Below are 23,870 nucleotides of genomic sequence, written 5' to 3' on the forward strand. Positions count from 1 at the left end.
GCATCCCGGCGACGGGATGCGGCTGCGGTTTATTCACGCCACAGAATATGGCAGAGCTTGTGGTCTTTTTCGCGGCACAGCAGGACGCGAGCGAAGATATCGGTCACCGGGTCGCCGTCGTTTTCTCCCAAGCCAATCACCACCTCGGCAAAAAAGTCCGGGTTCAGATCGAAATCCACATGCTCGGCCCAGTCCTCGGCGGGATCGTGCAGCTCTGCGCCGCCGCGCTCTTCAAACTGAAGATTAAAGAGCAGGATATCGGCCGGATCGAGATTATCGCCCGCCAGCTCCAGAAAAATATCGTAGGCCTGTTCCAGGGTTTCATCTTCGGTAAGGCGGTTATTTAAATCCATAAAATTTCCCATAATGCCCGTCAGGGCTGTGCAATGCCGCTCGTTTTACAACAGCGGGCTGAAGAAATAAAACAGTCGTTCGACAATCCTCTGCCACCAGGCGCGCCGCGTCCACTGTTTTGCATCCAGCAGCCGCGAACGGGCGATATAATCATCCTGTACGCGCGCCAGATCGCCGCCGAAACCGTCATCATCAATCACCAGCGTGATCTCGAAATTGAGCCACAGGCTGCGCATATCCAGGTTAACCGTGCCGATGAGGCTCAGCTGCCCGTCAACCAGCACGCTCTTGGTATGCAGCAGGCCTTCTTCAAACTGATAAATTCTGACGCCCGCTTCCAGCAGTTCCGCAAAAAAAGCGCGGCTCGCCCAGCCTACCAGCAGTGAATCATTATGTCTTGGCACGATAATGCTCACCTCGACGCCGCGCTGCGCGGCGGTACAGATAGCGTGCAGCAAATCGTCGCTGGGCACGAAATAGGGCGTGGTCATAATCAGCTGCTCGCGCGCCGAATAGACGGCGGTCAGCAGCGCCTGGTGAATCAGATCTTCAGGAAAGCCCGGCCCGGAGGCGATAACCTGAATGGTATGGCCGCTTTCCTGCTCGAAAGGCATAATAGTGCCGTCCGGCGGCGGCGGCAGAATGCGCTTGCCGGTTTCAATCTCCCAGTCGCAGGAGTAGATGATGCCCATGGTGGTTGCCACCGGGCCTTCCATGCGCGCCATCAGGTCAATCCACTGGCCCACGCCCGCATCCTGTTTAAAAAAGCGCGGATCGACCAGGTTCATGCTGCCGGTATAGGCAATATAGTTATCGATCAGCACCACTTTGCGATGCTGGCGCAGATCCATGCGGCGTAAAAAGACGCGCAGCAGGCTGACTTTCAACGACTCCACGACATCAATGCCCGCGTTGCGCATCATCGCGGGCCAGTCGCTGCGGAAAAACTGCACGCTGCCGGCGGAGTCCAGCATCAGCCGACAGTGAACGCCGCGCCGCGCCGCCGCCATCAGCACTTCCGCCACTTCATCCGCCATGCCGCCGGGCTGCCAGATATAAAACACCATCTCGATATTATGGCGAGCCAGCTGGATATCGCGGATCAGCGCCTGCATCGTATCGTCCGTAGAGGTGAGCAGCTGTAGCTGGTTACCTTTTACCCCGGCGATACCCTGACGGTTTTCACAAAGCTGAAACAGCGAGCGCGCCACGTCGCTGTTATCACGGGCAAAAATATGGTGACAGGATTTCAGATCGTTCAGCCATTTGGCGGTGGAAGGCCACATGGTGCGGGCGCGTTCGGCACGACGCTTCCCCAGATGCAGCTCGCCAAAGGAAAGATAGGCGACGATGCCTACCAGAGGGAGAATATAAATAATCAGCAGCCAGGCCATCGCCGAAGGCACCGCGCGGCGCTTCATCAGAATGCGCAGCGTGACCCCGGCAATCAGCAGCCAGTAACCAAACAGCAGCAGCCAGCTCATTAAAGTATAAAAAGTCGTCATAAAAGCGGAAGTCCTGTTCACCTCTGATTACAGGAGTTTACGTGCAGATCGGAGCGGACGAAACCTTTTCCTCAAGTCATCGGACTTGGCGTAGAGACAGAAGTCTTTATAATGCGGCGCGAGTTTTTGCAAGCGAAGAGGGTAATATGAGACGGAGTAGAAATGAAGTCGCACGCTGGCGCATGTCGCGTCAAATTCAGCGCCGACGGGCGCGCTGGCTGGAAGGGCAGTCGAGACGCTACGGACGGATGCACGCCATTCGCCATCAGCTAAGCCAACAGCAGCGTCGTTCTATTCTGTTTATTACCCAGCTGGTCTGAGCGTAAATACCCGGCCTTGCGCCGGGTTTCTTTTACTGCCTGCGCCTCAGGCGCCCGGCATCCAGGCGCCGCTGGCGATAAACCATATCAGCAGCGCCGCGCCTGCTATACCGACCGCGGCCGGGAAAAGATAGCCAATTTTCATCAGGGTTCCAGGCGGAAGGCGTTAAAACGTGCGCTTAAATGGTTTAACGGCAACCTGCTTATACACGCCCGCGGCGATATAAGGATCGTCCTGCGCCCAGGATTGCGCCTCTTCCAGCGACGAGAACTCGGCGATCACGGTAGAGCCGGTAAAGCCCGCCACGCCAGGTTCGTTGCTGTCCACCGCCGGCATCGGCCCGGCGATAATCAGGCGTCCCTCATCCTGTAACAGCTGCAAACGTGCCACATGCGCGGGGCGAACCGCCTGCCGCTTTGTCAGTGAATCCGCATTATCTTCTGCATAAATTACGTAGAGCACGTTAACTCCTGTCCATCGCTAATGATTGGCGATCACGTTAAGGCATCGTTCGCTATTCTGCAAATGAAAGATGCTCTTGCAGGCGCGGCGCGTAAGGCTAACCGATTTTCTGACAAATTCACGCCTGAAAAGAGGCGAGTTGTTGAAACTGATTGCTATTTGCATTTAAACTTACGCCTCAACTTTTACAGCAGAAAGATTATGACGACGCTGACAGAAACTTCATTTCCTCGCCGACTTTCGCTACCGACCCTGCTTTCCGTGGGTCTGCACGCCGTGGTGATTGGCGGAATACTTTATGCTTCTTTTCACCAGACCGTGGAAGTGCCAAAAGCGTCTCAGCCTATCAGCGTCTCTCTGGTCGCGCCGGAAGTGCAGCCGGAGCCACAGCCAGCGCCCCAGCCTGCGCCGCAGCCGGTAGCGGAGCCTGAACCCGAACCTGAACCCGTGCCGGAGCCGGAGCCGCCTAAAGCGGAACCGGTGCCGATCCCGAAACCCGTTCCCAGGCCTAAACCCAAACCTAAGCCTAAAAAGGAAGTGGTGAAGCCGAAGAAAGAGGTGAAGCCGCGCGAGGAGCCTCGCCAGGCCGCGCCGTTGAATAACGATCGTACGGCTACCGCGACCAAACCTTCTACCGCGCCGAAAACATCGGCAGCGCCTTCAACGGCCGTCTCTTCCGGCCCGAAAGCGATGAGCATTGGCAAACCGGCCTATCCGTCACGCGCCTTTGCGCTGCGTCTGGAAGGGCATGTTCGCGTGCAGTTTGACGTGGACAGCTCGGGGCAGGTGGGAAATATCCGCATTCTCGAGGCCGAGCCGCGCAATATGTTCGAGCGTGAAGTGAAAAACGCCATGCGTAAGTGGCGCTATGAGGCGGGCAAGCCGGGCAAGGATTTGAAAATGAACGTTGTCTTTAAAATCAACGGCGGCAGCAGCATTGAGTAACGGGTGATGTTGCCCATCATAAAAAAACGGGAGCAAATTTTGCTCCCGTTTTTTATGCCGTTACGCTTCGCTAAAATGGCTTTTTTCCGGTGGCAGCGGTCGCGATTTGCCTTCGCTGTCAACGGCAACGTAGATAAATACCGCTTCGGTGGTACAGTAGCGCTGGCCAATCGGTTCTGAAGACACCTTCTTAATCCAGACTTCTACGTTAATCGTAATCGAGCTGCTGCCGGTACGAATGCAGCGCGCATAACAGCTGACCACGTCACCTACCGCAACCGGCTTCAGAAAGGTCATGCCGTCAGCCCGCACCGTCACCACGCGGCCGCCCGCGATCTCTTTTGCCAGAATGGCGCCGCCCATATCCATTTGCGACATCAGCCAGCCGCCGAAGATATCGCCGTTGGCGTTAGTATCCGCAGGCATAGCCAGCGTGCGCAGCACCATTTCGCCCTCAGGCTGTCGTTGTTCGTCGCTCATTATCTTGCTTCCGCATAAAAACGCCGTATCCGGCGCTGAATTATTTTTCTTCCTGCGGCATCAGGCGATAGATATAGACGCCGCTGAGCAGGGTGAAGAGCAGAGTCAGGCCGGTCAGGCCAAACACTTTAAAGTTAACCCAGAAATCCTGCGGTAGCCAAAAGGCGACGTAGATATTGGCCAGGCCACAGGCCAGAAAGAATATCGCCCAGGCCACGTTCAGCCTGCGCCACGCGGCCTGCGGTAGCGTCAGCTCTTTACCCAACATGCTCTGGATCAGCGTCTGTTTCATCCAGAACTGGCTGTAGAGCAGCGCGGCAGAGAACAGCGTGTAGATAACCGTGACTTTCCATTTAATAAATTCGTCATTATGAAAAACCAGCGTCAGCGTGCCGAAAACGGCGACCAGCACAAAAGTGACGATGGTCATCTTCTCCAGCCTGCGATAAAGCAGCCAGCTGGCCACCAGCGCCAGCGCGGTGGCGACGATCAGCGCGCCCGAGGCGACGAAAATATCGTAGAGCTTATAAAAAACGAAAAAGACCACGAGAGGAAGAAAATCGAGTAACTGCTTCATAAGGGCTTCCGGTTATCAGATCAACACATCGGCTGCGCGCCGGTGAAGCGCGCAGCGACTGATTAACGTAACAGCATATACAGGCGGCTGAGGTAAATGATCAGCAGCGCCGAAACGAGATTGCTTAGCGCGTTCAGCAGCACCGAGGTGACGTTGGCCGGCAGCACGGTCAGCGACGAGGCCATCAGCAGCACCAGCACCTTCGCCAGCAGCCAGCCCAGGATAGCGGGCGCCACCACCTTAACATGTCCCCACACCAGCCGAGTGCTGGCGCGCATCGCGGCGAAAATGCCGACTTTTTCCGCCGTCATGATCATCGGCGACAGCGACAGGATGATAGCGAAAATAATGCCGGGCACCATCAACGCCATAAAGCCGAGCTGAATAATCAGCGTCATAAAAAACACCAGCGGCAGCAGTCGCAGCAGCATCGGCGCGGAAGCGCCCATGGCGCGCAGGGCGCTGACGCGCTCGCCGGCGGTAACCATAGGGATCAGGCAGAGCATCGCGCCCAGCAGCAGCGTATTGCCGACCAGCGAGGCAAGCGTACCCGCAGCGGAAGCGTGCAGCAGCAGCTGCTGCTGTTCTGGCGTCATGGTACGGATCCACTCCATCAGGCTCATTGAGCCGCTGTTGCCATCCGCCAGCCCGGAAATATCAGGCGTCAGCGCATGGCCGATCAGTACCGTAATAAAAGAGGTTAACAGCGCGATCAGTACGATGGTAACAAACTGATGGCGAAAGAAATTTCCCGTGTCACGGTATAACGAAGCCGCCGTGAATGACATGTACACTCCTTGAGAGCCGAATTTAGCGATCCGGCGATTGTACATGGTCTTAAGCCAACCTGGCACCCTGGCTTACACAACTTTCGCTTTGGCGATTTCTCGTGCCGTCTGACGCACACCGCCTGCACGCTTCATATAACACTATCTGGCCAATAAACCCGCATCAGATCACTTTTTAACTTAATTTTTCTTTATGAAATAAAGGTGGTTTTGATCCAGATCAATTTTTAGTGGATTTGCCGTTTATTGTGTTTCTGTGAGGATGATCTTTCTGAAAATAAAGATAAAATCAGCGCATTAAAAATAAGGGTGACAATTTGCGCTTTTTTCTATGTACACAGGAGTGATTATGAAAATTTCAGTATTGGCCTTGTTGGTCGCGGCCTGCGCGCCGGTAGCCGCTTCGGCACATCAGGCTGGCGATTTCTTTATGCGTGCGGGTTCCGCGACCGTGCGTCCAACCGGCGGCTCGGATAACGTCCTGGGACTGGGCGAATTCGACATCAACAACAATACCCAGCTGGGCCTGACGTTTACCTATATGCTGACCGATCATGTCGGCGTTGAGCTGCTGGGCGCCACGCCGTTCCGTCACAAGGTCGGGCTGGCCTCTACCGGCACGCTGGCTACCGTGCATCAGCTGCCGCCAACGCTGATGGCGCAGTGGTATTTCATGGATAACAACAGCAAGCTGCAGCCCTATGCCGGTATCGGCGTGAACTACACCATGTTTTATGACACCGATTTTAACCAGACCGGCCGCGATGCGGGCCTGAGCAACCTGAGCGTAAAAAACAGCTGGGGCGTGGCGGGCCAGGTCGGCCTGGACTATCAGCTAACGCCGCAGTGGATGCTGAACGCCTCGCTGTGGTACATGGATATTAATACCAAAGTGCGCTTTGACGCGGCGGGCGCAGGCCGCCAGAGTATCGACACCCATATCAACCCGTTCGTGTTCTTCTTTGGCGCGGGTTACCGCTTCTGATCGCCGCCGTCAGACAGCAAAAAGGCGCATACGCTGCGCCTTTTGTCGATCCTGTTACGCCCGAAAAGCGTTATTTGATCTGCATATTATTTACTACGGACTTTACGCCTTTCACGCTGCGGGTCACCTGCACGGCACGGCTGGCCATCTGGGCCGAGCTGACGAAACCGCTGAGCTGTACGCGGCCCTTAAAGGTTTCCACGTTGATTTCACGGGACTTCAGCGCTTCATCGTTCAGCAGCTGCGTTTTAACTTTGGTGGTGATGACGGTGTCGTCAATATAGCCGCCTGTGCCTTCCTGCTTTGCCGTTGGCGCGCAGGCGCTAACTGAAACAGCCACAACGGCTGCGATAACCATACCCGTCAACATTTTAAACAGCTTCATGGTAAATCTCCCTGTTATTTCCGAATGGCCTGGGCCGTGATTACAGATTCGCTCTGTAAAAGAAGCGTAGACCTGGGCGGCGAATTTTCCACAAAACAGCGCAAAAAGAGCGTGTTACTTGTTTACGGGGCGGTAAAGCTGCTGCCTGAGGCTACGCGGCTGGCCTGCTCTCGATCGGGCGGGCGTAACGGCTCAGCAATCACGACTGAGCCGCAAAAATAATAAAAGTACAGGAGGGGCAAAGCCCTGCCAGAGCGACAGGGCGGACGGTTAGCGCGTGGCGGCCTTCAGCTTCGCGACGAAAGCTTCCAGCTCGGCCAGCATCGTGGCCGGTTCATTGTGATGACGCTCGATGATTTTGACGATAGCGGAGCCGGAAATCGCACCCGCTGCGCCAGCGGCAAGCGCCTCCTTCACCTGAGACGGTTCAGAAATCCCGAAGCCCTGTAGCGGCGGCGCGGCGTGGTATTCGGTCAGCTTGTCCACCAGATGATGCAACGACTGGCTGACGCCACGGCTTTCCGTGCCGGTTACGCCCGCGCGGGAAAGCAGATAGGTATAGCCGCGCCCGTGTGAAGCGATCTCGCGCAGCAGATCGTCGCTGGCGTTCGGCGGGCAAATAAAGATCGGCGCAACATTATGCCGCATCGCCGACTGGCGGAACGGCGCGGACTCTTCGACCGGCACGTCTGCAATCAGCACGGAATCCACGCCCGCCTGCTGGCAGCGCGCATAAAAGTTGTCGATGCCGTTGGCGAAGACCAGGTTGGCGTACATCAGCAGCCCGATCGGGATGGTCGGATGCTTCTGGCGGACGGCGGCCAGCAGCTCAAAGCAGTGGCTGGGCGTCACGCCGGCGGCAAAGGCGCGCAGCGTGGCGTTCTGGATGGTCGGGCCGTCGGCCAGCGGATCGGAGAAGGGGATCCCCAGCTCCAGCGCGTCGGCGCCGCCCGCGATCAGCGCATCGATAATTTGCAGCGACAGCTCGGGCGTGGGATCGCCCAGGGTGACGAAAGGCACAAAGGCGCCTTCCTTACGCGCGTTCAGCCGCTGAAAAAGCTGGTCATAACGTTCCATCAGATCTCTCCCTTCGCTGTCAGAATCTCGTGCACGGTGAAAATATCTTTATCGCCGCGGCCGGACAGGTTCACCACCAGCAGCTGCTCTTTTTCCGGCGCTTCACGCATCATTTTCAGGGCGTGAGCCAGCGCGTGGGAAGACTCCAGCGCGGGAATAATGCCTTCGCTGCGGCAAAGGATTTTAAACGCGTCCAGCGCTTCGTCATCGGTAATGGAAACGTAGTCGGCGCGGCCAATGCTGTTCAGATGCGCGTGCTGCGGCCCCACGGAAGGGAAATCCAGCCCGGCGGAAATCGAATAGGACTCCTCAATCTGACCCTCTTCCGTCTGCATCATCGGCGCTTTCATACCGAAATAGATGCCGACGCGGCCATGCTTCAGCGGCGCGCCGTGCTCGCCGGTTTCAATACCGTGACCGGCAGGCTCCACGCCAATCAGCCCGACGGAAGCCTCGTCGATAAAGTCCGCGAACATGCCGATAGCGTTGGAGCCGCCGCCCACGCAGGCGATAATCGCATCCGGCAGGCGGCCTTCCTGCTCCTGGATCTGCACTTTAGTTTCTTCACCGATCATGCGCTGGAATTCGCGCACTATAGTCGGGAAAGGATGCGGGCCCGCCGCCGTGCCTAACATATAGTGGGCGTTTTCATAGCTGCCCGACCAGTCGCGCAGCGCCTCGTTACAGGCATCTTTCAGCGTGGCGGAGCCGCTGTGCACTGGGATCACCTCTGCGCCCATCAGCTTCATGCGGAACACGTTGGGCGACTGGCGCTCGATATCCTTGGCGCCCATATAGATGCGGCACTTCAGACCCAGCAGGGCGCTGGCGAGCGCCGAAGCGACGCCGTGCTGGCCCGCGCCGGTTTCCGCGATAATTTCGGTTTTGCCCATGCGCTTCGCCAGCAGCGCCTGGCCCAGCACCTGATTGGTTTTGTGCGCGCCGCCGTGCAGCAGATCTTCACGCTTCAGGTAAAGACGGGTTTTGGTGCCTTTGGTCAGGTTCTTACACAGCGTCAGCGCAGTGGGGCGACCGGCGTAATTTTTCAGCAGGCCGAGGAATTCCGCCTGAAACTCAGGATCGCGCTGGGCGCTGACAAAGGCCTCTTCCAGCTGTTGCAGCGCGGGCATCAGGATCTGCGGCACGTACATACCGCCGAACTCGCCAAACCAGGGATTTAATAAAGTCATTTCGCTTCCTTATTCGCAGTTGCGCCGCCGTAGCGACGCCAGACGGTCAGTAGGCTCTCAGCGTTTGAAACACCGAGGCGATTTTGTCCGCATCCTTCAGGCCGGGTGCACTTTCGACGCCGGAGTTAAAATCCAGGCCGGCGAAGCCAAGCCGGGCGGCGCTGACGCAGTTGTCGGCGCCCAGGCCGCCCGCCAGCAGCACGTTATCCAGCTTTTCGCCTTCCAGCAGTGCCCAGTCGAAACGGTTGCCGGTGCCGCCGCTGCCGTTGTCAAAGACGTAGCGATCGACGTGCGGCCAGTCGCGGGCGGGCAGCGCGGAACGAATGCTGAACGCCTTCCAGATTTTTACCTCATCCGGCAGCTGACGGCGTAGCTCGGCGACAAAATCCCGATCTTCATCACCATGCAGCTGTACGGCAGAAAGGCCCAGCTCGCGGCTGATAGTGACAACGTCACTAAGGGAGTTGTTACGGAACACGCCGACATATTTCAGCGCGCCGCCCGCCATCACCGTTTTCGCCTGCTCCGGCGTCACTTTGCGTGGCGAGCCTTCGGCGAAAATCAGGCCGCCGTAGACCGCCCCGGCTTCCAGCGCGCTCCGCGCATCCCCGGCGCGGGTCAGGCCGCACACTTTGTTATCGCCAATAATGACCCGACGCACGGCGGCGGAAAGATCCGCCTCCGACATCAGGGCGGAGCCGATTAAAAAGCCGTTGGCGAAGTGGCTCAGCTCGCGAACCTGAGCATAGTTATTGATGCCTGATTCGCTGATCACCGTTACGCCATGGGCAACTTTAGGCGCAAGACGACGCGTGCGGTCGAGATCGATAGAGAGATCGCGCAGGTCGCGGTTATTGATGCCAACCACTTTGGCGCCCAGCGCGGTGGCGCGAGCCAGCTCTTCGTCGCTGATCACCTCAGTCAGTACGCCCATATTCAGGCTGTGCGCCACGGCGGCCAGCTGGCGATACTGCTCGTCATTCACTACGGAAAGCATCAGCAGGATCGCGTCTGCCTGGTAGTAGCGCGCCAGATAAATTTGATACGGATCGATAATAAAATCTTTGCACAGCACGGGCTGGGTAATGGCGGCGCTGACCACCGGCAGAAAATCGAAGCTGCCCTGGAAATATTTTTCGTCGGTCAGTACCGAAACGGCCGAAGCGTGATCTTTATAAACGCCCGCAATGGCGGCCGGATCGAAATCTTCCCGGATCACGCCTTTTGAGGGCGAGGCCTTTTTGCATTCCAGAATAAAAACGGTTCTGGCGCCTGACAGCGCATGATAAAAGCTGCGGGTCGCCGGTTCGATCTCGTTCTGAAACGAGGCCAGCGGCTGGCGCTGCTGGCGCTCGGCCAGCCAAATCGCCTTATCCTGCACAATTTTGTTCAGTACGGTTTCCATATTATCCTCTTGCTGCCAGCGCGACCACGCGCTCATAGGCCTGGCCGCTGCGGATCGCTTTCAGCGCCTTTTGCGCATTTTCCCGTAAGTCTTCCTGGCCGAAAATCTTCAGCAGCAGCGCGACGTTAACGGCCACGGCCTCTTCGTGCGCCTGCTCGCCTTTACCCTGGAGCAATCGCGTCAGAATGTCACGGTTTTCTTCCGGCGAGCCGCCCGCCAGCGCCTCCTGGGGATGATAGCTCAGGCCAAAATCTTCTGGCGTCAGCTGATAGCTGGTGATTTCGCCGTCACGCAGCTCCGCCACCTGCGTCGTGCTGTGCAGCGCCACTTCGTCCATGCCGCCGCCGTGCACCACCGCCGCGCGCTGATAGCCCAGCACTTTCAGCGTCTGGGCAATCGGCAGCACCAGCTCCGGGCTGTAAACGCCGATCACCGCCAGCGGCGGCCGCGCCGGGTTGATTAGCGGGCCAAGCACGTTGAACAGCGTGCGGGTCTTCAGCTGCTGGCGCACCGGCATCGCGTGGCGGAACCCGGTATGGTACTGCGGCGCAAACAGGAAGCAGACGTTAAGATCGTCCAGCGCCTGGCGCGCCTGTTCGGCTGGCATAGCCAGATTGATGCCGAATGCTGCCAGCAGATCGGAAGATCCGGATTTGCTGGAGACGCTGCGGTTGCCATGTTTTGCCACCTTCAGCCCGCAGGCCGCCGCCACAAAGGCGCTGGCGGTAGAAATATTGATACTGTTGCTACCGTCGCCGCCGGTGCCGACGATATCGGCAAAGGCGTACTCCGGGCGCGGAAAGGGTTTGGCGTCCGCCAGCAGCGCCGTGGCGGCCCCGGCGATCTCTTCAGGCCGTTCGCCGCGGATCTTCATGGCGATCAGCGCGCCGGCCAGCTGGGTTGGCTCCAGCTGTCCGGTGACAATGGCGGAGAACAGCTGGTGGCTCTCGTCACGGGTCAGGGTCTGCGCCTGGTACAGTTTTTCCAGTATTGCGTTCATCATGCTCTCCTTATTTCGCCAGCGCCCAGGCCAGGGTCTGCTCCAGCAGGCGTGCGCCCTGACTGGTCAGAATCGATTCCGGGTGAAACTGGAAACCGCAGACGCGGTCGGCGTCGTGACGCACCGCCATCACCATGCCGTTAAAAGTCGCGTTAATTGTTAGCTCAATCGGTACGTTGCTGCCGACCAGCGAGTGGTAGCGTGCCACGGGCAGCGGATTGCTCAGCCCGGCGAACATGGCCGACTCGTCATGGGCGATGGCTGAGGCTTTACCGTGCAGGATCTCGCCCGCCTGGCCGACGTGGCCGCCGTAGGCTTCCACAATTGCCTGATGGCCCAGGCAGATCCCGATAATCGGCAGCTGTCCGCGCAGGCGCCGCAGCAGTTCCGGCATACAGCCCGCATCGGACGGCGCGCCAGGGCCTGGCGACAGCAGCAGCACCGGATTGTCCATCTCCTGCAAACGGGCGATCAGCGTGTCGGCAGGCACGTTATTGCGGTAGATCACTACGTTATGACCGAAAGCGCGCACCTGGTCGACGAGGTTCCAGGTAAAAGAGTCGATATTGTCGAGCAGCAGAATATCAGCCATCAGAAAATCTCCTTGCAATGATGGGCAGTGGCGATGGCGCGCAGCACCGCGCGGGCTTTATTGCGGCTCTCATCGGCTTCCGCCTGCGGGTTGGAATCCAGCACCACGCCCGCGCCGGCCTGAACGGTAGCGACGCCGTCCTCGACGTAGGCTGAGCGGATCACGATGCAGGTATCCAGATCGCCGCTGGCGGTAAAGTAGCCGACCGCGCCGCCGTAGCTGCCGCGCCGGGTGCCTTCCGCCTCGGCGATCAGGCGCATGGCGCGAACTTTCGGCGCGCCGCTCAGCGTGCCCATATTCATACAGGCGCGGTAGGCATGCAGCACATCCAGATCCTCACGCAGTTTGCCTACCACGCGGGAAACCAGGTGCATCACAAAAGAGTAGCGGTCGACCTTGGTTAAATCGGCCACGTAGCGGCTGCCCGGCTCGCAGATGCGCGCCAGATCGTTACGCGCCAGGTCGACCAGCATCAGGTGCTCGGCCAGTTCTTTATGGTCGGTACGCATTTCCAGCTCGATACGGCTGTCGAGATCGCGATCCAGCGAGCCGTCGGCATGACGACCGCGCGGGCGGGTTCCGGCAATCGGATAAATTTCGATCTGGCGGCTGTCGGCCGAATACTTCAGCGAGCTTTCCGGCGAGGCGCCGAACAGGCTGAAATCCTGATCCTGCATAAAAAACATATAGGGGCTGGGGTTGCTGTTCTTCAGCGTGTCGTAGGCGGCCAGCGGCGACGGGCAGGGCAGCGAGAAGCGGCGCGACGGCACCACCTGGAAGATTTCGCCGCTGCGGATGGCTTCCTGCATCTTGCGCACCACGGCGCAATACTCTTCGTCGTTCTGGCTGACGGCAAGCGACATTGTCTCCAGCGGCTGCACCGGAATAGCGGACGCGGGCTGCAGCATCTGGCCGTGCAGCTGTTCGATACGGCGCTGCAGGCGTAAAAATTCGCCGGGCGCTGCCGTAAACAGGCTGGCCTGTAAGCGTGCGCTCTGGCTCTGATGGTCGATCACCAGTAACGTTTCGGCCAGATAAAAGCAGTAATCGGGACAGCGCTGGTCGTTGTCCAGCCCGGGCAGATCTTCAAATCCTGCCACCAGGTCGTAAGCGAACAGGCCGCCAAGCAGCATCGCCTCGCGCTCGTCCGCCGGGCTTTTCAGCAAATGCGGGATCAGGCGCAGCGCGTCGAACACCGACAGCGTCTTCAGACGGGAATCCTCATCCTGCACCGCATTATCCTGCGGAAAACGCAGCTCGCGGCCGTCGGGACGTACGGTATTGATAACCGACTCCGGCAGCGCGGCATCCAGCAGCGGCAGCAGCGCGCGGCCATTCTCCGACAGCGCCTGGACGGTAACGGTATCGTCCAGCGCCTTAATGCGCAGCGCGCTGTCGATAATCAGCAGGCTTTTCAGGTTGCGTTTGCTGTCAATGTCCGCCGACTCCAGCAGCAGCGTAGCGGGACGCGCGCCGCAGAGCTGGTGGAAGAGCGCGGCCGGATCCTCACGGTAGGGCGCGGCGCCGGTAATCAACTTCACTGTAGTTTGCGTTTGCATAAGGTCAGTTCTCAAATTTGGCTAAAAAAAAGGCCCGCTTGCGGCGGGCCTGGGTAGCGTTACAGCGACAGCTGCGTGCACGACTTCTCCGCCCGTTCAGGAAGAAGTACGCCACCAGCCGTTCGTTGTCATTGTGTTTTTCATTTTTCGCTACCTTGTGTGTGAACTTGCGTACTAGTTAACTGGTTCGTGGCGGAAATGTCAATACTCTTTTTCTCTTGCCCGCAATTGCGGGTATCATGCAGCGACCTTTTTAGCGCTTTCCGGAGTCGTTTTGTCTGCAACCCCGCTTAATCCCTGGCCCATCTACGATTTACACAGCCACACCCGCGCCTCTGACGGCCTGTTAACGCCTGAAGAACTGGTGCTCAGAGCCGTGGAGCAACGCGTCGGTGTCCTTGCTATCACCGATCACGATTCGGTTGACGGCGTGCAACCCGCCCGCGAAGCCATCGCCAGACACCAGCTGCCGCTGCGGCTGATAGCGGGCGTCGAAGTTTCTTCGCTATGGGAAAATCACGAAATTCATATTGTCGGACTGGGCGTGGAAGAAGAGCATCCCGTGCTGAAGCAGTTTCTGCAGGCACAGAGCGATCGTCGAATGGTTCGCGCGCAGCTGATAGCTGAACGGCTGGAGAAAGCGCGCATTCCCGGTGCGCTGGAAGGCGCGCTGGCGCTGGCCGACGGCGGCGCGATCACCCGAGGCCATTTTGCCCGCTTCTTAATTGCGCAGGGCAAGGCCGATAATATGGCGCAGGTCTTTAAAAATTACCTGGCGCGCGGCAAAACCGGCTACGTGCCGCCACAGTGGTGTACAATTAAACAAGCCATTGATGCTATTCATCATTCTGGCGGGCGTGCCGTGTTGGCTCATCCGGGCCGCTACGGCCTTTCCGCAAAATGGTTGAAGCGTTTAATCGCCCACTTTAAAGAAGAAGGGGGGGATGCAATGGAGGTCGCACAGTGCCAGCAGGCGCCCAACGAGCGCACGCAGCTGGCGCGTTACGCGCAGGACTACCAGCTGGCCGCGTCGCAGGGATCTGATTTCCATCAGCCCTGTCCGTGGATAGAGCTGGGAAAAAAATTATGGCTTCCGGCCGGTGTGGAAGCCGTCTGGCTGCGCTTTCCTGAAATTTGATCCTGTTCGCCCGTCGCGCGACAGGCATGAGGTCGATTATGAGTCAGTTCTTTTATATACACCCGGAAAACCCCCAGCCCCGGCTGATCAAACAGGCCGTAGAGCTGCTGCATAAAGGGTCGGTCATCGTTTATCCTACGGACTCGGGCTATGCGCTGGGCTGCAGGCTGGAAGATAAAAACGCGATGGAGCGCATCTGTCGCATCAGGCAGCTGGACAGCGACCATAACTTTACGCTGGTCTGCCGCGATCTTTCAGAGCTGTCTACCTATGCGTACGTGGACAATACCGCGTTTCGCCTGATTAAAAATAATACGCCAGGCAACTACACGTTTATTTTGAAGGCGACCAAAGAGGTGCCGCGCCGTCTGATGAGCGATAAGCGTAAGACGATTGGTCTGCGTGTGCCTTCCAATCCGGTGGCGCTGGCGCTGCTGGAGGCGCTGAACGAACCCTTAATGTCCACTTCGCTGATGCTGCCGGGCAACGATTTTACCGAATCCGATCCGGAAGCGATTCAGGAGACGATCGGCAAGCAGGTTGATTTAATTATTCACGGCGGCTATCTGGGACAGCAACCTACTACGGTTATCGATTTAACCGAAAGTACGCCGCAGGTCGTGCGCGAAGGCGCAGGCGACGTTAAACCTTTTCTCTGAATAATATCAGGCTCGTCAAAAAGGCGAGCCTTAATAAATAAACATAGATAATTACTTTTCAGATATTAATACGCGAGCATATTATTCTCACGACGTTGTTTTTTGCAGCCAGTCTTTAAAGTCCGCATAAGGAATATAAAGTGACACATCTTTCAACGGTCCGCTACCGGCCTTATGCCTCTTAATCTGATTGGTAAAACCGACTATCACGCCGCCGATTGTATCATCGCCGTTATAGACCGCGCCGCCCGACATGCCTTTCACCACGCCCGCATTGGAAGCCATCGCTACGCAGGGACGTTTATTCCACTCATTGCGAATACCGGTCAATGCCAGGTTCACGCCGGAAGATTCCACCGGCATGGCGGTAATAAAGCTGTAGCCGTACATTTTCACCGGCGCGCCAATTTCACCTTCGCGAAATTTCGGCAGGGTTTTCATGTCGTTTTTATGATAAATAATCGCCAGGTCGCAGTAAGGATGATAAGCCTTAACGCGCTGTACGGAGAGTTTAGCCACGTGAGCGGCAGTCAGGCTGTACTCGGGCGTAATCGGAATGCTGGTACCCAGCGAGCCGACGCCCAGCACGGTAGGAATGCCGGTAAAGTTCATATCGACACGTTTCAGTGCTTCTCTGCTGTACTCATATTTACCTACAGAGCAGCCGGTCAGCGTCAGCAAAGCCAACGCCGCGAGGGGCATTATTCTTTTCATAATAGTTACACTTTGTCGGACACGTCAGTAAATCCCTGGTGAAGATTGACGACGTGCAAGGCCGATGCCGATTGAAATCGGCGTTATACAGGGAGTCGTGCTCCCCTCTGTTTTTTAACTGACGTTTACTGCAAAAATAATTTACGACTTAACTAAAATTTTTATTGTGACTGTTTAACAGTTCACTGTGCAGGCTCTTTTTGGCCTGAGTGAATTCTACACAAACTAATTAGTGGATCAAATAAATAAACAGCCGAAAATAATTAAAACCGCAATTACGATGAATTAACTCAATCTAAAATGGCGATAAGCTATTTGTTTGGAGAGGGCTTTAGCATTTGTGTGGGTCATTTGTGTTAAGTCAGTTTGAATCACTGGTGTGGCGTAAAAAAGTGGTTTTAACATCGGAGAAACATTTTGCTTAATGGATTCACCCTCTGCTGAGGTGGCTATTTGGGTTTAATTAAGGTGAAATTCAGGCGCGGCGCAGTATCGGCAGAAAATACATTAACTTTAATTTAACTTAAAATAAGTGAATATATATCAACAAGGCGATAACATTTGCCTTAAATAACGCGGCGCGGCCCGGCGTTAAATTGGCTTAGGGCGGCCGCTTTGGTAAGCGCAGGGAATGAGTGACCGTCCGTCGATAGCGGGCGACGCCGCCGCTTTTCAGGATGGCGCATCTTTTCCCTGGCAAACGGCCCGGTAGCGTTATCAATAGCCGATAACTTAGTGTAGAATGCGCTTCCCCTGAAAATGGGGCGGGCGTCGCGTGCATTCAGCCGCAAAAAGCCCCGCCTCCTGAGTAACGGCCCATTCATTTTATGACGCCTGGGAAGGCGACAAAGAGGCAGCGCCATGAGCGAAAAATTACAGAAAGTCTTAGCGCGCGCCGGGCATGGTTCCCGCCGCGAAATTGAAACCATGATTTCTGCCGGACGCGTTAGCGTGGACGGCAAAATGGCCACGCTGGGCGACCGCGTAGAGCCGAGTAAAGCATTAAAAATCCGTATCGACGGCCATCTGGTTTCGGTAGCGGAATCCACTAATGAAGTTTGCCGCGTGCTGGCCTATTACAAACCGGAAGGCGAACTCTGCACCCGTAACGATCCCGAAGGCCGTCCTACCGTATTCGACCGTTTACCCAAGCTGCGTGGCGCACGCTGGATCGCCGTAGGGCGTCTGGACGTTAACACCTGCGGCCTGCTGCTGTTCACAACGGATGGCGAGCTGGCTAACCGTTTGATGCACCCAAGCCGGGAAGTGGAAAGGGAATACGCCGTACGCGTGTTTGGGCAGGTCGATGACGATAAGCTGAAGCAGCTGAGCCGTGGCGTACAGCTGGAAGATGGCCCGGCGTCGTTTAAAACGCTGAAGTTTACCGGCGGCGAAGGCATCAACCAGTGGTATAGCGTTACGCTGACCGAAGGCCGCAACCGCGAAGTGCGTCGCCTGTGGGAATCGGTAGGCGTGCAGGTCAGCCGTCTGATCCGTACCCGCTACGGCGACATCACGCTGCCGAAAGGGCTGCCGCGCGGCGGCTGGACGGAGCTGGATCTGCCGCCGACCAACTATCTGCGCGAGCTGGTTGGGCTGCCGCCGGAAACCACCAGCAAAGTGGCGTTGGAAAAAGATCGTCGCCGTACCAAGGCCAATCAGATCCGTCGCGCCGTCAAGCGCCACACTCAGGTCAGCGGCAACCGCCGTACGACCAGCAAGCGTTAACAGAAAAGGGCGAAGCGATTCGCCCTTTTTTTTGCCTGTTACCAGTCGATACCCTGCTGTGCCTGGATCCCCGCATCAAAAGCGTGTTTAACCGGACGCATTTCGGTTACGGTATCCGCCAGCGCCAGCAAATCGCGATGACAGCCCCGGCCGGTAATGATAACGCTCTGCTGAGGCGGACGGGCGCGCAGCGCCGCCATGACCTCTTCCAGCGGCAGATAGTCAAAGCTCACCATATAGGTCAGCTCATCCATCACCACCAGATCCAGCGACGCATCCTGCAACATCCGTTTGCCGTGCTGCCAGACTTCAAGGCAGGCGGCGGTATCAGTTTCGCGGTTCTGCGTATCCCAGGTGAAGCCGGTGGCCATCACCTGAAACTCCACGCCGTGCGGCTCCAGCAAATTGCGTTCGCCGTTTGGCCATTCGCCCTTAATAAACTGAATGACGCCCACGCGCTTTTGATGGCCCACCGCACGGGCGGCAGTGCCGAAAGCGGCCGTGGTCTTGCCTTTGCCGTTACCGGTAAACACCATCAGAATGCCGCGCGTTTCGGTCGCGGCGGCAATGCGCGCGTCAACTTTCTCCTTCAGCTTTTGCTGACGCTGCTGGTGGCGATCGTCGGCCATTATTCCGCTGCTCCCGGTTTGCGTCCTGGCTGCGCATCGAAGCTGACGCCGCTTTCCGTGCAGTCATCGCCCATCACGTAAAGGTAAGTGGGCATAATATCCGCCGGGGTTTTCAGCTTGCCTGCGTTCTCCTGCGGGAAGGCGCTGGCACGCATTTTGGTGCGCGTGCCGCCGGGGTTAATGCAGTTGACGCGCAGCTGGCCGCGATACTCTTCGGCCAGCACCTGCATCATGCCTTCGGTGGCGAATTTAGAGACGGAGTAGGCGCCCCAGCCCGCGCGTCCCTGGCGGCCTACGCTGGAAGAGGTAAACACCAGCGAGCTGGCCTGTGACTTCAGCAGCAGCGGCAGCAGCGCCTGAGTCAGGAAGAAAGTGGCGTCAACGTTTACGCGCATCACCTGCTGCCAGACGGCGGGATCCTGCTCGGTCATGGGCACCACGTCGCCCAGCAGGCCCGCGTTATGCAGCACGCCGTCCAGCCTGGGGACATGACGGGAAATTTCATCGGCCAGCTGACGGCACGCTTCGGGCGTGGCGCTGTCCAAATCCAGCGTAAAGAAAAGCGGCGAAGGCTTGCCGACAGCGGCGATTTCATCCGCCACATTTTGCAGCTTCTGCGCGTTGCGTCCCAGCAAAATAACCTGCGCGCCATAGCGAGCGTAGGTGACAGCAGCCTCGCGGCCAATGCCGTCGCTGGCGCCGGTAACAAGAATAATACGATCGTTGAGCAATTGACTGGCAGGTTGATAATTCATTGATGCGCCTCTGGCGATGCTTAGTGCGGAAGGGAAACAGGGTAACGCCGCTAATCCATTGACCGCAACAGTAAACCGCCCGAATGCCTGGTCTCTGCGCAGCGCTATCTTTGCGTACTCAACGGATCCGGGCGACGACGGGCAGCGACTCGGCTACACTAGCTGCTGATCTAATTGGATGTTAAATAAGGCGGAATGCGTGGAACTACTCTCTTACTACGGACTTTTTCTGGCCAAGACGGTCACGGTGGTCGTGGCGATCGCGGCCATTGCTATTTTGATTACGCATCTGGCCATGCGTAAACGCGCTCAGGGCGGCCAGCTGCGCCTGACGCGGCTGAATGAGGCGTATCAGGAGATAAAGGATGAAATGCGCCTGGCGAGCATGAAGCCGCATGACAAAAAACGCTGGTATAAAGAGCAGAAAAAAAAGGACAAGCTGGAGGCGAAAACCGCTAAAGCCGAGGCGAAACAAGGTATTAAACCAGCCGAAAGCAAGCCCACGCTGTACGTGATGGATTTTAAAGGCAGCATGGACGCGCACGAGGTTGCCTCGCTGCGTGAAGAGATCTCGGCGGTTATGGCCGTCGCCAGACCGCAGGATGAAGTGCTGCTGCGTCTGGAAAGTCCGGGTGGCGTGGTGCACGGCTACGGGCTGGCCTCTTCCCAGCTTCAGCGGCTGCGTGATAAGAACATCCGTTTGACCGTGGCGGTGGATAAGGTAGCGGCGAGCGGCGGCTATATGATGGCCTGCGTGGCCGATCGCATCGTGGCTGCACCGTTTTCTATCATTGGCTCGATCGGCGTGGTTGCCCAGATCCCTAACTTCAACCGCCTGCTGAAGCGCAATGAAATTGACGTAGAGCTGCATACGGCCGGAGAGTACAAGCGCACGCTGACGCTGTTTGGCGAAAACACCGAGCAGGGCCGCGAAAAATTCCGCGAGGATCTCAACGAGACGCATCAGCTGTTTAAAGAGTTTGTGCATCAGATGCGTCCGACGCTGGACATCGACAGCGTGGCGACGGGCGAACACTGGTTCGGCACCCAGGCGCTGGAAAAAGGCCTGGTTGACGCTATCGGCACCAGCGACGATCTGATTATCGACCAGATGCAGGCGCGGGAAGTGGTTGCGGTGCACTACGTGAAGCGCAAAAAAATGATGGATCGCTTTACGCAAAGCGCCAGCGTCAGCGTCGAACGCCTGCTGCTGCGCCTGTGGCAGCGTGGCGAGAAGCCGCTGCTGTAACCCTGTTAGCGCCTGCCTGGCGGGCGCTATTTCTGCAAGTGATAAAGCGGCGACAGCTCCGTGGCCAGAAACTTAAAAACGTTAAACACCACCGTGCTTTTACTGCCGGGCAGGCCTTGCTCGTCCAGAAAATAGTCGCCGTGAAAAACCAGCACGTCGCCTTTCTGCTCCACGTCGGTGGCGCTCAGTCCGGGAAAAAAATCCTTGTGCTCCGCGATGAGCTCGTTCGCCTTTTGCAGGAGGGCGGATTTATCAATAGCCTGGGTATGCTTCACAGAATTCTCTCCTTTATAGAGACGGCAGATGAGCAGTATATTACGCCGCGCTGCCGCAAAAACTCAATGCCGATGGGCGCTTGCCTGCCCACACGCTTTTTTATGACTTTCTGGCGTAAATCCGTTGTGGATGCTAATTAAGTTGCGTAACAGATTTTATCAGGTAGAGTGTGGGCGTTTCGGGTTCCGGGCGTAAAACTGGCTTTACGCTTTGTTAGTGATGCGCTTAACAGTTTGTAAAAGGTGTCGTTAATCAGTGAGTTGGCTTCCTGAGCGGGAAGCGTTAACAGGGAAAGTGCCGGATTCTGCCGTCGGCCATGAAGGTTTTAACGCGCTGGATTGCCCGCAGGCTTTCGGCACAATTTACTCTCGGATGTTTTAATCAGGTAAAGGTAAATATGGGCAAAGCTCTCGTAATAGTTGAGTCCCCGGCAAAAGCCAAAACAATCAATAAATATCTCGGAAACGACTACGTGGTGAAATCCAGCGTCGGTCATATCCGCGATTTGCCGACCAGTGGATCAACAGTTAAAAAGAGCGCTGACTCTACAACCAGTAAGACCACCAAAAAGGTGAAAAAGGACGAGAAGGCCGCGCTGGTCAGCCGGATGGGCGTCGATCCTTATCACGGCTGGGAAGCGAACTATCAGATCCTTCCCGGCAAGGAGAAAGTGGTCTCCGAGCTGAAAGCGCTGGCGCAAAATGCCGACCACATCTATCTCGCAACCGACCTTGACCGCGAAGGGGAAGCCATTGCCTGGCACCTGCGGGAAGTGATCGGCGGTGATGATTCGCGCTTCAGCCGCGTGGTGTTTAACGAAATCACCAAAAATGCTATTCGTCAGGCTTTCGACAAGCCGGGCGAACTGAATATCAATCGGGTTAACGCTCAGCAGGCGCGCCGCTTTATGGACCGCGTGGTGGGCTATATGGTTTCGCCGCTGCTGTGGAAGAAAATCGCTCGCGGACTGTCCGCCGGGCGCGTGCAGTCGGTCGCCGTGCGGCTGGTGGTGGAGCGCGAGCGCGAAATCAAAGCGTTCGTGCCGGAAGAGTATTGGGAACTGCATGCCGATCTGAATACGCCGGAAGGCACGCTGCTGCCGATGGAAGTGACTCATCAGCACGACAAGCCTTTCCGTCCGGTTAACGGCGAGCAGACCCAGGCCGCCGTCAGCCTGCTGGAAAAAGCGCGCTATCAGGTTACCGACCGTGAAGATAAGCCGACCAGCAGCAAGCCCGGCGCGCCGTTTATTACCTCAACGCTGCAACAGGCGGCCAGTACCCGTCTGGGCTACGGCGTGAAAAAAACCATGATGATGGCACAGCGCCTCTATGAAGCGGGCCACATTACCTATATGCGTACCGACTCGACCAATCTGAGTCAGGATGCGGTCAGCATGGTGCGCGGCTACATTGAAAACGAATTTGGCGAAAAATATTTGCCGAAGGCCGCCAATGCCTATGCCAGCAAAGATAACTCGCAGGAAGCGCACGAAGCGATCCGTCCTTCGGACGTCGCCGTCCTGGCCGAGCAGCTGAAGGATATGGAAGCCGACGCGCAGAAGCTGTATCAGCTAATCTGGCGTCAGTTCGTTGCCTGTCAGATGATGCCGGCGCAGTATGACTCCACGACGCTGACCGTCAGCGCCGGCGAGTTTAAACTCAAGGCGAAAGGGCGCACGCTGCGCTTTGACGGCTGGACCCGCGTGATGCCTGCGCTGCGCAAGGGCGATGAAGATCGCACGCTGCCGCCGGTTGAAGTGGGTAAAGAGCTGGCGCTGCAGCAGCTGAAGCCAAGCCAGCACTTTACCAAACCGCCGGCACGCTTCAGCGAAGCCTCGCTGGTGCGCGAGCTGGAAAAACGCGGCATCGGTCGACCTTCTACCTACGCCTCGATTATCTCGACCATTCAGGATCGCGGCTACGTGCGCGTGGAAAGCCGTCGCTTCTATGCGGAAAAGATGGGCGAAATCGTTACCGACCGGCTGGAAGAAAACTTCCGCGAGCTGATGAACTACGACTTCACCGCGCATATGGAAAACAGCCTGGATCAGGTTGCCAACAACGAAGCGCAGTGGAAAGGCGTGCTGGATAAATTTTTCGCCGACTTCAGCCAGCAGCTGGAAAAGGCGGATAAAGATCCGGAAGAGGGCGGCATGCAGCCGAACCAGATGGTGCTGACCACCATCGATTGCCCAACCTGCGGGCGTAAGATGGGTATCCGTACCGCCAGCACCGGCGTGTTCCTCGGCTGCTCGGGCTATGCGCTGCCGCCGAAAGAGCGCTGCAAACAAACCATCAATCTGATCCCAGAGAATGAAGTACTGAATATTCTCGAAGGCGAAGATGCGGAAACCAACGCGCTGCGCGCGCGCCGTCGCTGCGGCAAATGCGGCACGGCGATGGACAGCTATCTGATCGACAACCAGCGCAAACTGCACGTGTGCGGCAACAACCCAAGCTGCGACGGTTACGAAATCGAGCAGGGCGAATTCCGTATCAAAGGCTATGACGGGCCGATCGTAGAGTGCGAAAAGTGTGGCTCGGAGATGCACCTGAAAATGGGGCGTTTCGGCAAGTACATGGCCTGCACCAACGACGACTGTAAAAATACCCGTAAGATCCTGCGTAACGGCGACGTTGCGCCGCCGAAAGAAGATCCGGTTCCGCTGCCGGAGCTGCAGTGCGAAAAATCGGATGCTTACTTTGTACTGCGCGACGGCGCGGCAGGCGTTTTCCTGGCGGCTAACACCTTCCCTAAATCCAGGGAAACGCGCGCGCCGCTGGTGGAAGAGCTGCAACGCTTCCGCGATCGCCTGCCGGAAAAGCTGCGCTATCTGGCCGACGCGCCGGTTGCCGATGATGAAGGCAACAAGACGGTAGTGCGCTTCAGCCGCAAAACGAAGCAGCAGTACGTCAGTACGGAAAAAGAAGGTAAGGCTACAGGCTGGACGGCGTTCTACGTCGACGGCAAATGGGCCGTCACCGAAAAAGCGGCGAAAGCCAGTAAGAAATAACCTGTCGGGCCGGCGTTTCAGCTGGCCCGTTTTTCTCCTGCGGCTTTAGCCCTGCTATACATTCCACCCATCTTTGATATG

The 23,870-nt window shown here is 57.2% G+C and carries 24 protein-coding genes and 1 pseudogene; 8 read left to right on the forward strand and 17 right to left on the reverse strand.

Annotated elements, in window-relative coordinates; all coding sequences use genetic code 11:
* Nucleotides 1–29 precede the first annotated feature (29 nt).
* A complete protein-coding gene (locus QZH36_RS01100) occupies nucleotides 30–353 on the reverse strand; it encodes an HI1450 family dsDNA-mimic protein (protein ID WP_125287737.1) in 324 nt (107 codons plus the stop codon).
* A gap of 45 nt (nucleotides 354–398) precedes the next feature.
* A complete protein-coding gene (gene cls, locus QZH36_RS01105) occupies nucleotides 399–1,859 on the reverse strand; it encodes a cardiolipin synthase (protein ID WP_253453797.1) in 1,461 nt (486 codons plus the stop codon).
* A gap of 146 nt (nucleotides 1,860–2,005) precedes the next feature.
* Here cls and QZH36_RS01110 point away from each other — a divergent pair, with 146 nt between their 5' ends.
* Nucleotides 2,006–2,179 (forward strand): YciY family protein, encoded by a 174-nt coding sequence (locus tag QZH36_RS01110; RefSeq protein ID WP_125287735.1) that lies wholly within the window; start codon nucleotides 2,006–2,008, stop codon nucleotides 2,177–2,179.
* A gap of 46 nt (nucleotides 2,180–2,225) precedes the next feature.
* On the opposite strand, the gene QZH36_RS01115 is transcribed toward QZH36_RS01110, so the two are convergent.
* A complete protein-coding gene (locus QZH36_RS01115) occupies nucleotides 2,226–2,324 on the reverse strand; it encodes a YoaK family small membrane protein (protein WP_148101246.1) in 99 nt (32 codons plus the stop codon).
* A gap of 21 nt (nucleotides 2,325–2,345) precedes the next feature.
* Entirely contained in the window at nucleotides 2,346–2,642 is a 297-nt protein-coding gene (locus tag QZH36_RS01120; RefSeq protein ID WP_253453799.1) for a YciI family protein, read from the reverse strand.
* A gap of 201 nt (nucleotides 2,643–2,843) precedes the next feature.
* Between QZH36_RS01120 and tonB the strand changes: the two genes are divergently transcribed.
* On the forward strand, nucleotides 2,844–3,587 hold the full coding sequence (gene tonB / locus QZH36_RS01125) for a TonB system transport protein TonB (protein ID WP_301251630.1): 744 nt from the start codon (nucleotides 2,844–2,846) through the stop codon (nucleotides 3,585–3,587).
* Nucleotides 3,588–3,647: 60 nt separating this feature from the next.
* Here the strand turns inward: tonB and yciA are convergent, their stop codons facing one another.
* From yciA to QZH36_RS01140, 3 genes are all read right to left on the reverse strand, one after another.
* Entirely contained in the window at nucleotides 3,648–4,067 is a 420-nt protein-coding gene (gene yciA / locus QZH36_RS01130) for an acyl-CoA thioester hydrolase YciA (RefSeq protein ID WP_253453803.1), read from the reverse strand.
* Nucleotides 4,068–4,107: 40 nt separating this feature from the next.
* Nucleotides 4,108–4,644, reverse strand: a complete 537-nt coding sequence (locus QZH36_RS01135) for a septation protein A (RefSeq protein ID WP_253453805.1) — start codon at nucleotides 4,642–4,644, stop codon at nucleotides 4,108–4,110.
* Between the two features lie 62 nt (nucleotides 4,645–4,706).
* On the reverse strand, nucleotides 4,707–5,432 hold the full coding sequence (locus QZH36_RS01140; RefSeq protein WP_253453807.1) for a YciC family protein: 726 nt from the start codon (nucleotides 5,430–5,432) through the stop codon (nucleotides 4,707–4,709).
* 349 nt (nucleotides 5,433–5,781) lie between these two features.
* Here QZH36_RS01140 and ompW point away from each other — a divergent pair, with 349 nt between their 5' ends.
* Nucleotides 5,782–6,417 (forward strand): outer membrane protein OmpW, encoded by a 636-nt coding sequence (gene ompW, locus QZH36_RS01145; RefSeq protein WP_253453809.1) that lies wholly within the window; start codon nucleotides 5,782–5,784, stop codon nucleotides 6,415–6,417.
* Nucleotides 6,418–6,487: 70 nt separating this feature from the next.
* On the opposite strand, the gene QZH36_RS01150 is transcribed toward ompW, so the two are convergent.
* The 6 genes and pseudogenes from QZH36_RS01150 to QZH36_RS01175 all read right to left on the reverse strand — a co-directional run bounded on the left by QZH36_RS01150 (nucleotide 6,488) and on the right by QZH36_RS01175 (nucleotide 13,625).
* Nucleotides 6,488–6,802, reverse strand: coding sequence for a BON domain-containing protein (locus QZH36_RS01150; RefSeq protein WP_125287728.1), 315 nt, complete (start codon nucleotides 6,800–6,802; stop codon nucleotides 6,488–6,490).
* A 270-nt stretch (nucleotides 6,803–7,072) separates the two neighbouring features.
* Nucleotides 7,073–7,879 carry a tryptophan synthase subunit alpha gene (gene trpA / locus QZH36_RS01155; protein ID WP_253453811.1) on the reverse strand — a complete coding sequence of 269 codons (807 nt, stop codon included), beginning with the start codon at nucleotides 7,877–7,879 and terminating at the stop codon, nucleotides 7,073–7,075.
* Nucleotides 7,879–9,069: a tryptophan synthase subunit beta gene (gene trpB / locus QZH36_RS01160; RefSeq protein WP_301729477.1), complete on the reverse strand. Its 1,191-nt coding sequence runs from the start codon at nucleotides 9,067–9,069 to the stop codon at nucleotides 7,879–7,881. The genes trpA and trpB overlap by 1 nt, the downstream gene beginning before the upstream one ends.
* Before the next feature lie 46 nt (nucleotides 9,070–9,115).
* On the reverse strand, nucleotides 9,116–10,474 hold the full coding sequence (gene trpCF / locus QZH36_RS01165; RefSeq protein WP_301729478.1) for a bifunctional indole-3-glycerol-phosphate synthase TrpC/phosphoribosylanthranilate isomerase TrpF: 1,359 nt from the start codon (nucleotides 10,472–10,474) through the stop codon (nucleotides 9,116–9,118).
* A gap of 1 nt (nucleotide 10,475) precedes the next feature.
* Nucleotides 10,476–12,066: pseudogene (trpD, locus tag QZH36_RS01170) on the reverse strand (bifunctional anthranilate synthase glutamate amidotransferase component TrpG/anthranilate phosphoribosyltransferase TrpD).
* Entirely contained in the window at nucleotides 12,066–13,625 is a 1,560-nt protein-coding gene (locus QZH36_RS01175; RefSeq protein WP_253453816.1) for an anthranilate synthase component 1, read from the reverse strand. The pseudogene trpD and the gene QZH36_RS01175 overlap by 1 nt, the downstream one beginning before the upstream one ends.
* A 274-nt stretch (nucleotides 13,626–13,899) precedes the next feature.
* Here QZH36_RS01175 and rnm point away from each other — a divergent pair, with 274 nt between their 5' ends.
* Complete coding sequence (gene rnm / locus QZH36_RS01180) at nucleotides 13,900–14,763, forward strand: RNase RNM (protein ID WP_301251638.1); 864 nt, start codon at nucleotides 13,900–13,902, stop codon at nucleotides 14,761–14,763.
* Nucleotides 14,764–14,801: 38 nt separating this feature from the next.
* Nucleotides 14,802–15,422, forward strand: a complete 621-nt coding sequence (locus QZH36_RS01185) for an L-threonylcarbamoyladenylate synthase (RefSeq protein WP_253453820.1) — start codon at nucleotides 14,802–14,804, stop codon at nucleotides 15,420–15,422.
* A gap of 87 nt (nucleotides 15,423–15,509) precedes the next feature.
* Here the strand turns inward: QZH36_RS01185 and QZH36_RS01190 are convergent, their stop codons facing one another.
* Complete coding sequence (locus tag QZH36_RS01190; protein ID WP_253453822.1) at nucleotides 15,510–16,136, reverse strand: serine protease; 627 nt, start codon at nucleotides 16,134–16,136, stop codon at nucleotides 15,510–15,512.
* Between the two features lie 861 nt (nucleotides 16,137–16,997).
* On the opposite strand from QZH36_RS01190, the gene rluB reads away from it, so the two are divergent.
* Nucleotides 16,998–17,864, forward strand: a complete 867-nt coding sequence (gene rluB / locus QZH36_RS01195; protein WP_253453824.1) for a 23S rRNA pseudouridine(2605) synthase RluB — start codon at nucleotides 16,998–17,000, stop codon at nucleotides 17,862–17,864.
* Nucleotides 17,865–17,902: 38 nt separating this feature from the next.
* Here the strand turns inward: rluB and cobO are convergent, their stop codons facing one another.
* Nucleotides 17,903–18,493: a cob(I)yrinic acid a,c-diamide adenosyltransferase gene (gene cobO / locus QZH36_RS01200; protein ID WP_253453826.1), complete on the reverse strand. Its 591-nt coding sequence runs from the start codon at nucleotides 18,491–18,493 to the stop codon at nucleotides 17,903–17,905.
* Nucleotides 18,493–19,248 carry a YciK family oxidoreductase gene (locus QZH36_RS01205; protein ID WP_301729479.1) on the reverse strand — a complete coding sequence of 252 codons (756 nt, stop codon included), beginning with the start codon at nucleotides 19,246–19,248 and terminating at the stop codon, nucleotides 18,493–18,495. Before QZH36_RS01205 ends, cobO begins: the two co-directional genes overlap by 1 nt.
* Nucleotides 19,249–19,447: 199 nt before the next feature.
* Between QZH36_RS01205 and sohB the strand changes: the two genes are divergently transcribed.
* Complete coding sequence (gene sohB / locus QZH36_RS01210) at nucleotides 19,448–20,497, forward strand: protease SohB (protein WP_125287716.1); 1,050 nt, start codon at nucleotides 19,448–19,450, stop codon at nucleotides 20,495–20,497.
* A gap of 26 nt (nucleotides 20,498–20,523) precedes the next feature.
* Here the strand turns inward: sohB and QZH36_RS01215 are convergent, their stop codons facing one another.
* Nucleotides 20,524–20,772 carry a DUF2498 family protein gene (locus tag QZH36_RS01215; RefSeq protein ID WP_301729480.1) on the reverse strand — a complete coding sequence of 83 codons (249 nt, stop codon included), beginning with the start codon at nucleotides 20,770–20,772 and terminating at the stop codon, nucleotides 20,524–20,526.
* 398 nt (nucleotides 20,773–21,170) lie between these two features.
* On the opposite strand from QZH36_RS01215, the gene topA reads away from it, so the two are divergent.
* The gene (gene topA / locus QZH36_RS01220; RefSeq protein WP_253453832.1) at nucleotides 21,171–23,789 is read left to right on the forward strand and encodes a type I DNA topoisomerase; all 2,619 of its coding nucleotides are present in this window, start codon (nucleotides 21,171–21,173) and stop codon (nucleotides 23,787–23,789) included.
* The last annotated feature ends 81 nt before the right edge of the window (nucleotides 23,790–23,870 follow it).

Source organism: Erwinia wuhanensis (genome assembly GCF_030484085.1).
GTDB lineage: Bacteria > Pseudomonadota > Gammaproteobacteria > Enterobacterales > Enterobacteriaceae > Erwinia > Erwinia aeris.

Coding starts and splice junctions, on each gene's coding strand:
- ompW (WP_253453809.1), top strand. CDS start 5,782: ATGAAAATTTCAGTATTGGCCTTGTTGGTCGCGGCCTGCGCGCCGGTA.
- QZH36_RS01140 (WP_253453807.1), bottom strand. CDS start 5,432: ATGTCATTCACGGCGGCTTCGTTATACCGTGACACGGGAAATTTCTTT.
- trpB (WP_301729477.1), bottom strand. CDS start 9,069: ATGACTTTATTAAATCCCTGGTTTGGCGAGTTCGGCGGTATGTACGTG.
- topA (WP_253453832.1), top strand. CDS start 21,171: ATGGGCAAAGCTCTCGTAATAGTTGAGTCCCCGGCAAAAGCCAAAACA.
- cls (WP_253453797.1), bottom strand. CDS start 1,859: ATGACGACTTTTTATACTTTAATGAGCTGGCTGCTGCTGTTTGGTTAC.
- QZH36_RS01205 (WP_301729479.1), bottom strand. CDS start 19,248: ATGAATTATCAACCTGCCAGTCAATTGCTCAACGATCGTATTATTCTT.
- rluB (WP_253453824.1), top strand. CDS start 16,998: ATGAGCGAAAAATTACAGAAAGTCTTAGCGCGCGCCGGGCATGGTTCC.
- QZH36_RS01150 (WP_125287728.1), bottom strand. CDS start 6,802: ATGAAGCTGTTTAAAATGTTGACGGGTATGGTTATCGCAGCCGTTGTG.
- trpCF (WP_301729478.1), bottom strand. CDS start 10,474: ATGGAAACCGTACTGAACAAAATTGTGCAGGATAAGGCGATTTGGCTG.
- QZH36_RS01110 (WP_125287735.1), top strand. CDS start 2,006: ATGAGACGGAGTAGAAATGAAGTCGCACGCTGGCGCATGTCGCGTCAA.
- QZH36_RS01175 (WP_253453816.1), bottom strand. CDS start 13,625: ATGCAAACGCAAACTACAGTGAAGTTGATTACCGGCGCCGCGCCCTAC.
- cobO (WP_253453826.1), bottom strand. CDS start 18,493: ATGGCCGACGATCGCCACCAGCAGCGTCAGCAAAAGCTGAAGGAGAAA.
- QZH36_RS01135 (WP_253453805.1), bottom strand. CDS start 4,644: ATGAAGCAGTTACTCGATTTTCTTCCTCTCGTGGTCTTTTTCGTTTTT.
- yciA (WP_253453803.1), bottom strand. CDS start 4,067: ATGAGCGACGAACAACGACAGCCTGAGGGCGAAATGGTGCTGCGCACG.
- QZH36_RS01115 (WP_148101246.1), bottom strand. CDS start 2,324: ATGAAAATTGGCTATCTTTTCCCGGCCGCGGTCGGTATAGCAGGCGCG.
- QZH36_RS01190 (WP_253453822.1), bottom strand. CDS start 16,136: ATGAAAAGAATAATGCCCCTCGCGGCGTTGGCTTTGCTGACGCTGACC.
- tonB (WP_301251630.1), top strand. CDS start 2,844: ATGACGACGCTGACAGAAACTTCATTTCCTCGCCGACTTTCGCTACCG.
- QZH36_RS01185 (WP_253453820.1), top strand. CDS start 14,802: ATGAGTCAGTTCTTTTATATACACCCGGAAAACCCCCAGCCCCGGCTG.
- trpA (WP_253453811.1), bottom strand. CDS start 7,879: ATGGAACGTTATGACCAGCTTTTTCAGCGGCTGAACGCGCGTAAGGAA.
- QZH36_RS01100 (WP_125287737.1), bottom strand. CDS start 353: ATGGATTTAAATAACCGCCTTACCGAAGATGAAACCCTGGAACAGGCC.